Raw genomic sequence first — 14,201 nt, 5'->3', positions numbered from 1 at the left:
GTCGACGCGGTGGGGGCACCTCCCGTGCCCGAAGGGCTACGGGGGAGTCGGCGACTGACGACAACGCAGGAGACGGAGTCGCAGGGCGTCGTGAGCCCAGCATGATCCGCCGGACACCCCCTAGGGGCGGTCGAGGCGGAGCCGCTCCGCCTTCGGCAGCCCGGCCACGACGAGGTCGTACGAGTCCTCGATGAGCTCCCGGACCATCCGTGCCGGGAGCTCATCGACCGTCACCGTGTTCCAGTGGCGCTTGTTGAGGTGGTAGCCGGGGACGATGACGGACGCGTGCTCGGCGCGCAGCCGGACCGCCTCGTCCGGGTCGCATTTGAGCGAGATCTTCAGCGGGGTGGCGTCGAGGTCGCTGAGCGCGAACATCTTCCCGGCGACCTTGAAGACGGAGAACTCGGGGCCGAAGGGGAAGTCCTCGACCGCCGCGTTCTGCTCCAGGCAGATGGCCTTCAGGTCCTTCGGCTCCATGCGGCCCTCCGACTCCATGCGGTCCTCCGACTCCATGCCGTCCCCCTCGAACTCACGCGGCCCCCGACGCCCCGCTGCCGCCGGCGTCACGCGGGGGCGTCACACGGGCTCCACCAGTACCGTCACGATCTTGTTGCGGCGGCCGGCCGGCGATTCGGCGGTCAGCCGCAGCGAACGCCCGTCCGGCAGCTCGACCACGGCGCTCGCGCCCGCGATCGGCACCCGGCCCAGGGACTTGGCGAGCAGCCCGCCGACAGTCTCCACGTCCTCGTCGTCGAACTCGTCCAGGCCGACCAGCTCACCCAGGTCGCTGACGTCGAGCCGGGCGGTGACCCGGTAGCGCGAGTCGCCCAGCTCCTGCACGGGCGGCAGCTCCCGGTCGTACTCGTCGGTGATCTCGCCGACGATCTCCTCCAGGATGTCCTCGATGGTGACGATCCCGGCCGTGCCGCCGTACTCGTCGATGACGACGGCGACGTGGTTGCGCTCCTGCTGCATCTCGCGCAGCAGATCGCCCGCGTTCTTGGTGTCGGGGACGAAGGCCGCCGGGCGCATCGCCGTGGACACGAGCTCGGACTCCGCGTCCCGCTTGATGTGCGTCTTGCGGACGAGGTCCTTCAGATACACGATCCCGACGATGTCGTCCTCGTTCTCCCCGGTCACCGGGATCCGGGAGAAACCGGAGCGCAGCGCGAGGGTGAGGGCCTGGCGGATGGTCTTGTAGCGCTCGATGCAGACCAGGTCGGTGCGCGGCACCATGACCTCCCGTACGAGCGTGTCGCCGAGCTCGAAGACCGAGTGCACCATGCGGCGCTCCTCGTCCTCGATCAGCGACTCCTGCTCGGCGAGGTCGACCATGGCGCGCAGCTCCGCCTCGCTCGCGAACGGGCCCTTGCGGAAGCCCTTCCCCGGCGTCAGCGCGTTGCCGATGAGGATCAGCAGCTGCGGGATGGGCCCCATGACGCGGGCGAGCGGCAGCAGGACGTACGCGGCGGCCGTCGCCGTGTTCAGCGGGTGCTGGCGGCCGATGGTGCGCGGGGAGACCCCGACGGCGACGAAGGAGACGAGGACCATGACGCCGATGGCGACGGCAAGCGCCTGCCAGGTCTCGGAGAACTCCTGGAGGCAGGCGTACGTGACGAGGGCGCCCGCCGCCATCTCGCAGGCGACCCGCACCAGCAGGGCCACGTTGAGGTACCGGGTGGGGTCGGCGGCGACCTGGGTGAGTCGCTCCGCGCCGCGGCGGCCGGAGCGCAGTGCCTCGGCGGCCCGGAAGCTGGAGACGCGGGCGATCCCGGCCTCGGCGCACGCCGCCAGCCAGGCGACGACGACGAGCAGGACCGCCCCGGTGATCAGCTGGACGCTCATCGGACGGCCACGCTCACCGTCGTACGGGTGCTCATGCTCTTGTGACTGATCATGAGACGGTCGGCGCCGGGGACGGACCGGTCAGGCCCTTGTCCGCGCGCCAGCCGTCGACGATCGCCGCCTGGAGCCCGAACATCTCTGCGCGCTCGGCCGGCTCCTCGTGGTCGTAACCGAGCAGATGGAGCACTCCATGAACGGTGAGCAGCTGCAGCTCCTCGTCCATGGAGTGCCCGGTCGGCGCCTCTTCGCCCTGCTTCTTGGCGACTTCGGGGCAGAGCACGATGTCGCCGAGGAGCCCCTGCGGGGGCTCCTCGTCGTCCTTGGCCGGCGGGCGCAGCTCGTCCATCGGGAAGGACATGACGTCGGTGGGGCCCGGCAGGTCCATCCACTGGATGTGGAGCTGCTCCATGGCCTCGGCGTCGACGACGATCACCGAGAGCTCGGAGAGCGGGTGGATGCGCATCCGCGCGAGCGCGTAGCGGGCGATGTCGAGGATCGCCTGCTCGTCGACCTCGGTTCCGGACTCGTTGTTGACGTCGATCGACATGGTGTTCTTCGGTCTACTTCCGGTTGATGCCGTTACGGCTGTCGTACTGCTCGTACGCGTCGACGATACGGCCGACGAGCTTGTGCCGGACGACATCCTGCGACGTCAGCATCGAGAAGTGCACATCGGGGACGCCGTCCAGGATCTCCCGGACCTGGCGCAGACCGCTCTTGGTCCCGCCGGGCAGGTCGATCTGGGTGATGTCACCGGTGATGACGATCTTCGAATCGAAGCCGAGACGGGTCAGGAACATCTTCATCTGTTCCGGATTCGTGTTCTGCGCCTCGTCGAGGATGATGAACGCGTCGTTGAGCGTGCGGCCTCGCATGTACGCCAGCGGCGCGACCTCGATCGTGCCCGCCGCCATCAGGCGGGGGATCGAGTCGGGGTCGAGCATGTCGTGCAGGGCGTCGTAGAGCGGCCGCAGATACGGGTCGATCTTCTCGTAGAGCGTGCCGGGCAGGAATCCGAGCCGCTCGCCCGCCTCGACGGCCGGCCGGGTCAGGATGATCCGGTTGACCTGCTTGGACTGGAGCGCCTGGACCGCCTTGGCCATGGCCAGGTACGTCTTGCCGGTACCGGCGGGGCCGATACCGAAGACCACCGTGTGCTTGTCGATGGCGTCGACGTAACGCTTCTGGTTGAGGGTCTTGGGGCGGATGGTGCGCCCGCGGCTGGAGAGAATGTTCTGCGTGAGGACCTCGGCCGGGGTCTCGTCCGGTCCTTCACCGTTCTCGCTCGCCCTGAGCATGGCGATCGAGCGTTCCACTGCGTCCTCCGTCATCGGCTGTCCGGTGCGGAGCACCAGCATCATCTCGTCGAACAGGCGCTGGATCAGGGCGACTTCCCGCGCGTCGCCGACCGCGCTGACTTCATTGCCCCGGACGTGGATGTCGGCCGCCGGGAAGGCCTTCTCGATCACGCGCAGCAGTGCGTCACCCGAACCGAGAACGGTCACCATCGGATGCTTGGCGGGGACGGTGAACTGGGCGCGTGCCTGACCCGGCGCCGGGGTCTGGGCTGTGGGTGTCTGAGTCATGGGCCGGCTCTGTGGCCTGCACATACCTCCCGTTGCAGGGTTCTCGCTGCTCGACAACCTCTGGAACTCAAGCGTACGACCCCGCGGTGACAGTCCTGAAGGGGTTTTCGCGGGCGGTGACGGGCTTGCCCGTGCCGGTGCCCATACGCGGAGCGCGTGGGGCGGGCTTCTCTCCCCGCCCCGCCCCCTCCCGACAACTGGGGGCTTCGCCCCCAGACCCCGTCCGGGCTACCCCGCGCGGCCGAAGCCGATCGTCGGGACCGCGCGGGGCAGGGGCCAGGGGCGGCTCGGCGAGGGCAGCAGGCCGGCGAGGAACGCGTAACGGGCCAGGGCGTGCGGATCCTGGTCGGGGCGGCCCTGGACGTGCTGCCACCACGCCGCCACCTCCGCCCATCCCGGCGCGGACAGCGACCCGCCGAACTCCTGCACGGACAGCGCCGCGGTCAGCCCGGCGAAGGCGAGCCGGTCCGCCAGCGGCCACCCCGCGAGGGTGCCGGTGACGAACCCGGCCACGAAGACGTCGCCCGCCCCGGTCGGATCCAGCTCGCGCACCTCGATCGCCGGCACCTCCGCGGTCTCCCCGGTCGCGCCGTCCACGGCGTACGCGCCCTCCGAACCGAGCGTGACGACGGCGACCGGCACCTTCTCGGCCAGCGCCCGAGCCGCGGCGCGCGGGCAGTCGGCGCCGGTGTACCGCATCGCCTCCTGCGCGTTGGGCAGGAACGCCTCGCAGAGCCCGAGATCGGGCAGCGCGGACAGGTCCCACCGTCCGGAGTCGTCCCAGCCGACGTCGGCGAAGATCCGCGCGCCGCGCCCGGCGAGGTCCGCGATCCACTGCTCGCTGCGGCCCGGCGCCAGCGACGCGACGGCGGCGCGCGCCCGGTGGGGGCACGCGGGCACGCTGCCCTCGGGCGGCGGCGCCTCGTGCCCGTGCGTGATCATCGTCCGTTCGCCCTCGTACGCCATGGACACGGTCACCGGGGAGTGCCAGCCGGGCACGGTCCGCGACATCGTCAGGTCGATGCCCTCGCCCTGGGCCAGGGCGTCCCAGCAGTACTCCCCGTAGTGGTCGTCGCCGAAGGCGGCGGCGAGCGAGGTGCGCAGCCCCAGCCGGGCGAGCGCGGTGGCCATGTTGGCGACACCGCCGGGGCTGGAGCCCATGCCCCGGGCCCAGGACTCGGTGCCGCGGACCGGGGCGCTGTCGAGGCCGGTGAAGATGATGTCCAGGAAGACCGTGCCGGTGAGGAACACATCGCACTCCGGGTCGCCGTCGGCGCGCAGCGCGACCAACGGGTCGACGCCTGCGTTGTGTTGCTGCGGTCCGTCGGTCGTGATCACGGTGGCTCCCGGTTGCGCGGTGCCGAGCTGTACGGCGCTGTACGGAGCTGCACGAGGCTGTACGGCGCCGTACGGATCAGGTCGGCGTGCGAAGCGAAGGCAGCTCGCCTACCCCTGAAACCCCGGCACAAACTGAATGTGGTCCGCATCACACCATCCCACCTTCTCCCGCCCCGGGCACGCTTGATACAAATTGGCCCGCGTTCCCGTGCAACACCGGGCGCTCCACCCCTCTTTCGCCCCCCTTTCCCGGGAACGCCCATGCCTTCGCGCCCGCGCGCCGCGTGGCCCCTCGTCGCCGTCTTCGGCGCCGGCCACCTCGCCGCGTACCTCCTGCCGACCGTCGTCGGCCGGCTGTCCTCCGGACTCGGACTCACCCCCGCCCAGGCCGGACTTGTCGGCTCCGCCCTGTTGCTGAGCTCGGCGTGTGCGGGCGTCGTCATCGCCTCGCTCACCTCTCTCACCTCGCTCACCGAACGGCACGGGCCGCGCCGGCTCGCCCGGCTGGGCCTGCTGCTCGCCCTGACGGGCTACGGCACCGCCGCGCTGACCTCGTCCGTCCCGCTGGTCGTGGCGGGCGCGGCGGTGGGCGGACTCGGCTCCGGTACGGCCACGGCGGTCGCCGCGGCCGGAATCGCCGCGCAGCGCGACCCGCACCGGGTGTCGGCCCTCGGGCTGCTCGCGGTGTCGGCGACGGCGGGTGCGCTGTACCTGACGATTCCACGGCTCGGCGGCGGCCACGTGCTGCCGTTCGCCGCACTGGCCTCGGCGGCGGTGCTGGTGTGGCCCGCGACAGGGCTGCTCGACGGATCCGGCACCCGGGTGGGTGTGCGGGCGGCGGCACGGACCCGCCTCCCCCGGCAGCGCGCGGGGGCCGTGCTCGCGGCCGCGATGGTGTGCTGGTCCATGGCGCAGAACGCCCTGTGGGGTGTCAGCGGCCGGATCGGCACCGTGCAGGCGGGGTTGAGCGAGGTCACGGTCGGCGCGGTGTTCGCGGTGGGCCTCGGGGCGGGCCTCGCGGGCGTCATCGGCGCGGGCGCGCTGGGAGCGCGGCTGGGGCGGGCGGTGCCGATCGGCGTGGGTACGGCGCTGATCGGCGGGTGCATCGTGGTCAGTTCGTCGGCCCGGGGCCTGGTGTCGTTCGGCGTGGGCGAGATCCTGTGGAACCTCTTCTACCCGGTGGTCCTGTCGTATCTGATCGGCCTCGCCGCCTCGCTGGACCCGCGCGGACGGTGGGCGGTGCTGGTGGGCTCCGCGTCGTCGCTGGGCGTGGCCTGCGGCCCGGTGACCGGGAGTCTGCTCTCCGAGCACGCCGGGTATCCGGGGATGGGGCTCGTGCTGTGCGGGCTGTTGCTGCTGGTGGCGGTCCCGATGACGGCGGTGGCGCTGGGCGCCGCGCCCCGGCGGGAGATCACGGAGGTCGCCCTGCCGGTACGGGACAGGGCGCCCCAGGCCCTCGCCTCCTGACCCTTCCCCCGCTATCCGGATATCCGGTTACCCGGCGGCGTCGAAGTCGTACGAATCCACCTCGGCGAGGTAACGCTCGCGGCGGAGCTCGTCGTGGTCGAGGAAGGACGCGCGGAAGGAGTTCCGTGCGAGTTCGCGCAGCTGCTCCTGGCTCAGTGCCAGGGCCTCGCGCACCGCGTGGAAGGTGTCGCCGACGTAGCCGCCGAAGTACGCCGGGTCGTCGGAGTTGACGGTCACCAGCAGCCCGGCGTCCATCATCGCGCGGAGGGGATGGTCCTCCAGGGTGTCGACGGCGCGCAGGCGCACGTTCGACAGCGGGCACACGGTGAGCGGGACGGCGTCGCGGACCAGCCGGGCGACCAGCTCGGGGTCCTCCAGGGCGCGCAGGCCGTGGTCGATCCGCTCGACGCCGAGGATGTCGAGGGCCTCCCAGATGTAGGCGGGCGGCCCCTCCTCCCCCGCGTGCGCCACCTTGCGCAGGCCGAGCGACTCCGCGGCGGCGTACACCTCGCGGAACCCGGCGGGCGGGTGGCCGGCCTCCGCCGAGTCCAGGCCGACCCCGGCGATGTGGTGGAGGTACGGCTTCGCGGCGTCCAGGGTCTCCATGGCCGACTCGGCGGGCTCGTCGCGCAGGAAGCACATGATCAGCTGGGTGGAGACCCCGTGCCGCTCCTCACCGCGGTCCAGCGCGTGGGCGAGCCCCTCGATCACCGTGCCGATGGGGACGCCGCGGGCGGTGTGCGCCTGCGGGTCGAAGAAGATCTCGGCGTGCCGTACGCCCTGGGCGGCCGCCCGCGTGAGGTACGCGTCGGCGAGCTCGGTGAAGTCGTCGGCGGTGCGCAGGACCGCCATCAGCGCGTAGTACAGGTCGAGGAAGGACTGCAGATCGCTGAAGAGGTACGCCGTGCGGAGGTCCTCGGTGCCGGCGTAGGGCAGCGACACGCCGTTGCGCTCGGCGAGGGCGAAGGCGAGTTCGGGTTCGAGGGTGCCCTCGATGTGCAGGTGCAGTTCGGCTTTGGGGAGTGCCATCGGTGCTCGCTCAGAGTTCGCGTTTGGGGACGGGGACCCGGACGAGGTCCCGCGCCACGGAGAGCTCACCCTCGAAGCCCGCGGCCCTGGCCTGCCGCTCGAACTCCTCCGGCTCGCTGTAGCGCTGCGAGAAGTGTGTCAGCACGAGGTGCCGTACGCCCGCGTCCCGCGCCACGCGCGCCGCCTGACCGGCGGTCAGATGGCCGTGGTCGGTGGCCAGCCGGTGGTCCTCGTCCAGGAAGGTCGACTCGATGACGAGCATGTCGCAGCCCTCCGCCAGCTCGTACGCCCCGTCGCACAGCCGGGTGTCCATGACGAACGCGAACCGCTGTCCGCGCCGCACCTCGCTCACGTCCTCCAGGGTGACGCCGCCGAGCGCGCCCTCGCGCTGGATGCGGCCCACGTCGGGGCCCTTGATGCCGTGCGCGGCCAGCCGCTCGGGCAGCATGCGCCGCCCGTCGGGCTCGGTGAGGCGGTAGCCGAAGGACTCGACGGGGTGCGAGAGCTCGCGGGCGTCCAGGGTGTACGCGCCGGTCTCGGCCAGCACTCCGCCGGGTGCGGCGACCGGGGCCTCGGTCAGCGGCACGGACTCACGGTAGGCGGTGGCGTACCGCAGCCGGTCGAAGAAGCGCTGCCCGCTCGCCGGATAGTGCGCGGTGACCGGGTGGGGCACCTGGTCGAGGTTGATCCGCTGGATCACGCCGGCGAGGCCGAGGGAGTGGTCGCCGTGGAAGTGCGTGACGCAGATCCGGTTGATGTCGTGCGCGGCGACGCCGGCCCGCAGCATCTGCCGCTGGGTTCCCTCGCCCGGGTCGAAGAGGATGCCCTCGCCGTCCCAGCGCAGCAGATAGCCGTTGTGGTTGCGGTGCCGGGTGGGCACCTGGCTGGCGGTGCCGAGCACGACCAGTTCTCGTACGGACACGGTGCTCGTCCGGGCCTATCCGGGCGGCCAGTTGAAGCCGCGCCCGCCCAGGACGTGGCAGTGGGTGTGGAAGACGGTCTGGCCGGCGCCGCTGCCGGTGTTGAAGACGATGCGGAAGCCGGTGGCGTCGACCTTGTCGTCCGCGGCGACCTGGGCGGCCTCGCGCAGTATGTCGGCGGCGACGGTGGGCTCGGCGGCCGCGAGCGAGGCGGCGTCCGGGTAGTGCGCCTTGGGGACGACGAGCACATGGGTCGGTGCTTGCGGATTGATGTCGCGGAAGGCGATGGTCGTCTCCGTCTCACGGACGACGGTGGCGGGCACCTCCCCCGCGACGATCTTGCAGAACAGGCAGTCGGCCTGCGGTTCTCCCGCCATGGTCCAGACCCTCCACGACTCCGGCGATCAGTACGGTCAGGGGCATGCTATCGGGGTGCGTCAGGTGCGTACCGTGGGGCGCGGGCCGGTCGCCGACGACGGTGTACGGCTGCGGATCGTGTTCCCGGCCGGGCCGGTTCCGAGGCCGGGTCAGGTCCGGTGATCCACCACCGCGGTGAGGCCGGGTCAGGACCAGCGGCCGGTACGCCCCAGGAGCAGCGCGGTCGCGGCCGTACCGGCGGTGGAGGTGCGCAGCACGCTCGGGCCCAGCCGGTACGGGCCCGCCCCCGCCTCGGCGAACACCGCCAACTCCTCCGGGGACACACCCCCTTCGGGCCCGACCACGAGCACGATCTCGCCCGAGGCCGGGAGCTCGGCGGTGGCGAGCGGCTCGGCGCCCTCCTCGTGGAGTACGGCGGCGAAGTCGGCGGCGGCGAGCAGCTGGACGACCTGCTTGGTCGTCATGGGCCCGGCGATCTCCGGGAAGCGCACGCGGCGCGACTGCTTGCCCGCCTCGCGCGCCGTGGCCCGCCACTTGGCGAGGGACTTGGCGCCCCGGTCGCCCTTCCACTGCGTGATGCAACGGGACGCGGTCCACGGCACGACGGCGTCGACGCCGGTCTCCGTCATGGTCTCGACGGCCACTTCGCCGCGGTCGCCCTTGGGGAGGGCCTGTACGACGGTGATGCGGGGCGTTGCCACTGGCTCCTCGTGGACCGAGTCCAGCCGCACGATCAGCCGGTCCTTGCCCTCGGTGTCCAGGACCACGCAGTCCGCCCAGCGGCCGGCGCCGTCGGTGAGGACGACGTCCTCCCCGGAGTGCAGCCGCTTCACGGAGACGGCGTGCCGTCCTTCCGGGCCGTCGAGTACGTAACGGCCGCCGGAGCCCGCGTCGAAGTGCTCGACGACGAATACGGGGGCGGTCATGAGGCGGTCCGCAGGGCGAGGGCGGCGCTCGCGGCGCCGAGTTCGGCGGCGAGCACCTCGACGAGCTGCCCGGCGGGCAGTTCGCGGGCCTGCCGGTGCCCCTGCCCGGCCCACAGGGCCATGCCCTGCGGGTCCCCGGCCGCCGCGGCGGCCTTGCGCAGCGGGGAGGTGAGGTGGTGGACCTCGGGGTAGGCGGCGGGGGCGTACGGTCCGTGCTCGTGCAGGAAGCGGTTGACGAGCCCGCGGGCGGGGCGGCCGGAGAAGGCGCGGGTCAGCTCGGTCCTGGTGAACAGCGGGTTCGTCATGGCCTGCTTGTGCAGGGTGTTCGCCCCGGACTCCGGGCAGACGAGGAAGGCGGTGCCGAGCTGCGCGGCGTCCGCTCCGGCGGTCAGCGCGGCGGCGATCTGGCTGCCGCGCATGAGCCCGCCGGCGGCGACGATCGGGAGCTGCACGGTCTCGCGGATCTGCGTGATGAGGGAGAGCAGGCCGATCCCGGTGCCGTCGTTGGCCGGGTCGTCGCGGTGGGTTCCCTGGTGGCCGCCCGCCTCGATGCCCTGGACGCATACGGCGTCGGCGCCCACGTGCTGGGCGGCCAGCGCCTCGTCGGGCGTGGTGACGGTGACGACGGTGAGCGTTCCGGCACGCTTGAGGGCGGCGACGGTGTCCCGGGTGGGGCAGCCGAACGTGAACGACACGACCGGTACGGGGTCGTCGCGCAGGATCGCCAGCTTGGCCTCGTAGCCGTCGTCCCGGCCGGCCTCGGGGTCACCGAGGGACGTGTCGTACCAGTTCACCTCGCCCGCGAGCTGGTGGCGGTAGACCTCGACGGCGGCGGGGTCGGCGTAGTGCGGCTGCGGCATGAAGAGGTTGACGCCGAAGGGGCGGGTGGTGAGCCCGCGCACCTGCTTGATCTCCTGGTACATGCCGTCGGCGGTCTTGTACCCCGCGGCCAGGAACCCGAGCCCACCGGCCTCGCACACGGCGGCGGCGAGCTGCGGACAGGAAGCGCCACCCGCCATGGGGGCCTGCACGATCGGGTAACGACAAAGATCGGTCAGCGCGGAGGACATGCCCGCATCGTGCCACGTCCCCGTGCTATGACCGAATCCGGCCGCCGCTCCCGCCCCGCTGCCGAAGGACCGCGCCTCTGGGCGCCCGCGGGCCGTACGCGGCCGCGAGGAACGAACGCCCACGGGAGGGTGCGCCGGTCGCGCGCGAGCGCGGGGCCGGAACCCACCCGGCGGGGGACGGTTACGCACGGCACGAAGCCCACGCGGGCACGGAGCCGGAACCCACCCGGCGAAGGCCAGGACCGGCACCGGATCGGGTACGGCAGTTCACGCGCGGCGCGAAGCGCATGCGAGCACGGGGGCCGGGGCCCGCCGAGCGGGTGGGCCGGTCTCCCGCAGCGCGAAACGCACGCGCGAACGGGGGCCGGGGCCCACGGAGCGGGTGAGCTGGTCCCCCGCAGCGCGAAACGCACGCGCGAACGGCGGCGGGGGCCGCCCCGGTGGGACGGCCCCCGCCGGGGGAGCCCAGGTGAAGGGGTTCCCCTCACCTACCGTTGAACGCGTCCTTCAGGCGGGAGAACAGCCCCTGCTGCCCCGGCTGGAACTGCCCCATCGGCCGCTCCTCGCCCCGCAGCTTCGCCAGCTCCCGCAGCAACCGCTCCTGCTCCGGATCCAGCTTCGACGGCGTCTGGACCTCGACGTGGACGATCAGATCGCCACGGCCGCCGCCCCGCAGGTGCGTGACGCCGCGCCCGTGCAGCGGGATCGACTGGCCCGACTGGGTGCCCGGACGGATGTCGATCTCCTCCATGCCGTCGAGCGTCTCCAGCGGCACCTTCGTGCCGAGCGCGCCCGCCGTCATCGGGATCGTCACCGTGCAGTGCAGATCGTCGCCGCGCCGCTGGAACACCGCGTGCGGCAGCTCGTGGATCTCCACGTACAGATCACCGGCGGGCCCGCCGCCCGGGCCGACCTCGCCCTCGCCCGCGAGCTGGATCCGGGTGCCGTTGTCGACACCGGCCGGGATCTTGACCGTGAGCGTACGACGGGAGCGGACCCGGCCGTCACCGGCGCACTCCGGGCACGGGGTCGGGACCACGGTCCCGAAGCCCTGGCACTGGGGGCACGGACGGGACGTCATGACCTGGCCCAGGAAGGACCGGGTGACCTGCGAGACCTCACCACGGCCCCGGCACATGTCACACGTCTGCGCCGACGTCCCCGGCGCCGCACCCTCACCCGAACACGTCGTACAGACGACGGCCGTGTCGACCTGGATGTCCTTCGTCGTCCCGAAGGCCGCCTCGTTGAGGTCGATCTCCAGGCGGATCATCGCGTCCTGGCCGCGCCGCGTCCGCGAGCGCGGCCCGCGCTGCGACGCCGTCCCGAAGAACGCGTCCATGATGTCGGAGAAGTTGCCGAAGCCACCCGCGCCGAAGCCACCCGCGCCACCGCCGCCGGAGGCGGACAGCGGGTCACCACCGAGGTCGTAGACCTGCTTCTTCTGCGGGTCCGACAGCACCTCGTACGCGGCGTTGATCTCCTTGAAGCGCTCCTGCGTCTTCGGGTCCGGATTCACATCCGGGTGGAGCTCCCGGGCGAGGCGTCGGAACGCCTTCTTGATCTCGTCCTGGGACGCGTCGCGGCGTACGCCGAGTACGGCGTAGTAGTCCGTGGCCACTTACGACTCCGCCAGGATCTGTCCGACGTAACGTGCCACTGCGCGTACCGCTCCCATCGTTCCGGGGTAGTCCATGCGGGTCGGTCCGACCACGCCGAGTTTGGCGACTGCCTCGTCGCCCGAACCGTAGCCGACCGCGACGACGGACGTGGAGTTGAGACCCTCGTAGGCGTTCTCATGCCCGATCCGTACGGTCATGCCCGAGTCCTTCACTTCGCCGAGCAGCTTCAGCAGCACGACCTGTTCTTCCAGTGCCTCCAGCACGGGCCGGATGGTCAGCGGGAAGTCATGGCCGAACCGCGTCAGATTGGCGGTGCCGCCGATCATCAGCCGCTCCTCGGTCTCCTCGACCAGCGTTTCCAGCAGAGTGGAAAGCACCGTGGAGACCGTGCCCCGGTCGTCCGGCTCGAACGACTCGGGAAGATCCTGTACCAGCTGCGGGACGTCCGTGAAGCGGCGGCCGACCACCCGGCTGTTCAGCCGGGCCCGCAGATCCGCCAGCGAGGTCTCGCCGAACGGGGCCGGGCAGTCCACGTGCCGCTGCTCGACCCGGCCGGTGTCCGTGATCAGCACCAGCATCAGCCGCGCGGGCGCGAGGGACAGCAGCTCCACGTGCCGCACGGTCGAGCGGGTCAGCGAGGGGTACTGGACGACCGCCACCTGGCGGGTCAGCTGGGCGAGCAGCCGTACCGTACGGGCGACCACGTCGTCGAGGTCGACGGCGCCGTCCAGGAAGTTCTGGATCGCGCGCCGCTCGGGCGACGACAGCGGTTTGACCCCCGCGAGCTTGTCCACGAACAGGCGGTAGCCCTTGTCGGTCGGGATCCGCCCGGCGCTGGTGTGGGGCTGGGCGATGAACCCTTCCTCCTCCAGCACCGCCATGTCGTTACGCACGGTGGCCGGCGAGACACCCAGCTTGTGCCGCTCGGTGAGCGCCTTGGAGCCGACGGGCTCCTCCGTCCCGACATAGTCCTGGACGATGGCGCGCAACACCTCGAGTCTGCGTTCGCTGAGCATCGCGCACACCTCCAGCTGCGATTCGTCGGCTGCTCGGTCGGTCCCTGGTCCCTGGTCCCCTGGCACTCGTTACGTCTGAGTGCCAGCATTCCCCCGGTCAGTGTACGGCGGGGAGGTACACCACGAGCAAGGGCGACCGGACACGGTACCTGGCTGTGATGTCCACGAGACTCCGCTGGTCGCCCCGTATTCGCCCGGTATAGCGTCGCCGTATGGACGTCGCTTGGGAAGACTTCGGGTGGGAGCGCCTCGCCGACGGAGTGGGCCGGCGGCGCCTTCCCGTCTGGGACGCGACGGTCGGCGTGGTGGTCGGGGACGACTCGGTGCTGTTGTACGACACGGGCGCGACGCTCCGCGAGGGCGCCGAGATCCGCACCCAGGTCGAGTCCCTCCTCGGGGGCCGGCGTGTGACCCATATCGCGCTCAGCCACCCCCACTTCGACCACGTCTTCGGCACGGCGGCGTTCTCGGCGGTACGGGTGTACGGCGCGGTGGGCGTCGACCAGCTGCTCGTACGGGACCGGGACGTGCTGCGCGACGACGCCATCCGCCACGGTGTGGCGTCCGGCGACGCCGCACAGGCCGCGGACGTGCTGGTACGGCCGCGGCATGTCGTCTCCGGCGAATGGACCCTGGACCTCGGCGGCCGGCAGGTGCTGCTGGCGAACGTCGGCCCCGGTCACTCCGGCCACGACCTCGTCCTGCTCGTGCCGGGCGCTGCCTCGGAGCCCGAAGTCGTCTTCTGCGGCGACCTGGTGGAGGAGTCGGGCGAGCCCCAGGCAGGCCCGGACGCGATCCCCGCCCGCTGGCCCGACGCCCTCGACCGGCTGCTGGCGCTGGGCGGCGAGGACGCGGTGTACGTACCGGGACACGGCGCGGCCGTGGACGCCGCGTTCGTACGCGCTCAACGCGATGAGCTGGCCCGGCGGTTCGGGGTGTCGTAGCGTCTGCCGAATGCGCAGCTACAGCCCTGACCTGACCCCTCCCTGGCTGCATCCCCCGGG

The 14,201-nt window shown here is 71.9% G+C and carries 14 protein-coding genes; 2 read left to right on the top strand and 12 right to left on the bottom strand.

Features of this window, described 5'->3' with window-relative positions; translation table 11 throughout:
• Nucleotides 1-120: 120 nt before the first annotated feature.
• The 5 genes from ABT342_RS04890 to ABT342_RS04870 all read right to left on the bottom strand — a co-directional run bounded on the left by ABT342_RS04890 (nt 121) and on the right by ABT342_RS04870 (nt 4,769).
• Nucleotides 121-477 (bottom strand): MmcQ/YjbR family DNA-binding protein, encoded by a 357-nt coding sequence (locus ABT342_RS04890; RefSeq protein ID WP_351567320.1) that lies wholly within the window; start codon nt 475-477, stop codon nt 121-123.
• A 99-nt stretch (nt 478-576) separates the two neighbouring features.
• On the bottom strand, nt 577-1,845 hold the full coding sequence (locus tag ABT342_RS04885; RefSeq protein WP_351567054.1) for a hemolysin family protein: 1,269 nt from the start codon (nt 1,843-1,845) through the stop codon (nt 577-579).
• Between the two features lie 49 nt (nt 1,846-1,894).
• Complete coding sequence (gene ybeY, locus ABT342_RS04880) at nt 1,895-2,392, bottom strand: rRNA maturation RNase YbeY (RefSeq protein ID WP_351567051.1); 498 nt, start codon at nt 2,390-2,392, stop codon at nt 1,895-1,897.
• A 13-nt stretch (nt 2,393-2,405) separates the two neighbouring features.
• On the bottom strand, nt 2,406-3,431 hold the full coding sequence (locus ABT342_RS04875; protein ID WP_351567048.1) for a PhoH family protein: 1,026 nt from the start codon (nt 3,429-3,431) through the stop codon (nt 2,406-2,408).
• 228 nt (nt 3,432-3,659) lie between these two features.
• Entirely contained in the window at nt 3,660-4,769 is a 1,110-nt protein-coding gene (locus ABT342_RS04870) for a carbohydrate kinase family protein (protein ID WP_351567046.1), read from the bottom strand.
• A 261-nt stretch (nt 4,770-5,030) separates the two neighbouring features.
• Between ABT342_RS04870 and ABT342_RS04865 the strand changes: the two genes are divergently transcribed.
• Nucleotides 5,031-6,236 carry an MFS transporter gene (locus ABT342_RS04865; RefSeq protein WP_351567043.1) on the top strand — a complete coding sequence of 402 codons (1,206 nt, stop codon included), beginning with the start codon at nt 5,031-5,033 and terminating at the stop codon, nt 6,234-6,236.
• Nucleotides 6,237-6,263: 27 nt separating this feature from the next.
• Here ABT342_RS04865 and ABT342_RS04860 read toward each other — a convergent pair whose 3' ends face one another.
• The 7 genes from ABT342_RS04860 to hrcA form a co-directional block, all read right to left on the bottom strand.
• A complete protein-coding gene (locus tag ABT342_RS04860; protein WP_351567041.1) occupies nt 6,264-7,265 on the bottom strand; it encodes an adenosine deaminase in 1,002 nt (333 codons plus the stop codon).
• Nucleotides 7,266-7,275: 10 nt separating this feature from the next.
• Nucleotides 7,276-8,187 (bottom strand): ribonuclease Z, encoded by a 912-nt coding sequence (locus ABT342_RS04855; RefSeq protein WP_351567038.1) that lies wholly within the window; start codon nt 8,185-8,187, stop codon nt 7,276-7,278.
• A gap of 15 nt (nt 8,188-8,202) precedes the next feature.
• The gene (locus tag ABT342_RS04850; protein WP_351567035.1) at nt 8,203-8,562 is read right to left on the bottom strand and encodes a histidine triad nucleotide-binding protein; all 360 of its coding nucleotides are present in this window, start codon (nt 8,560-8,562) and stop codon (nt 8,203-8,205) included.
• Nucleotides 8,563-8,748: 186 nt separating this feature from the next.
• On the bottom strand, nt 8,749-9,489 hold the full coding sequence (locus ABT342_RS04845; protein WP_351567033.1) for a 16S rRNA (uracil(1498)-N(3))-methyltransferase: 741 nt from the start codon (nt 9,487-9,489) through the stop codon (nt 8,749-8,751).
• Nucleotides 9,486-10,559 carry a nitronate monooxygenase gene (locus tag ABT342_RS04840; RefSeq protein WP_351567031.1) on the bottom strand — a complete coding sequence of 358 codons (1,074 nt, stop codon included), beginning with the start codon at nt 10,557-10,559 and terminating at the stop codon, nt 9,486-9,488. The genes ABT342_RS04845 and ABT342_RS04840 overlap by 4 nt, the downstream gene beginning before the upstream one ends.
• Nucleotides 10,560-11,043: 484 nt before the next feature.
• Complete coding sequence (gene dnaJ / locus ABT342_RS04835) at nt 11,044-12,180, bottom strand: molecular chaperone DnaJ (RefSeq protein ID WP_351567028.1); 1,137 nt, start codon at nt 12,178-12,180, stop codon at nt 11,044-11,046.
• Nucleotides 12,181-13,197 (bottom strand): heat-inducible transcriptional repressor HrcA, encoded by a 1,017-nt coding sequence (gene hrcA / locus ABT342_RS04830; protein WP_351567026.1) that lies wholly within the window; start codon nt 13,195-13,197, stop codon nt 12,181-12,183.
• A 212-nt stretch (nt 13,198-13,409) separates the two neighbouring features.
• Between hrcA and ABT342_RS04825 the strand changes: the two genes are divergently transcribed.
• Nucleotides 13,410-14,141 carry an MBL fold metallo-hydrolase gene (locus tag ABT342_RS04825; RefSeq protein WP_351567023.1) on the top strand — a complete coding sequence of 244 codons (732 nt, stop codon included), beginning with the start codon at nt 13,410-13,412 and terminating at the stop codon, nt 14,139-14,141.
• Nucleotides 14,142-14,201: the final 60 nt, after the last annotated feature.

The organism is Streptomyces sp. NPDC000410 (genome assembly GCF_040300305.1).
Lineage (GTDB): Bacteria > Actinomycetota > Actinomycetes > Streptomycetales > Streptomycetaceae > Streptomyces.
The sequence above is the reverse complement of the archived record's forward strand: the minus strand, read 5'-3'. Positions and strand labels throughout refer to the sequence as shown.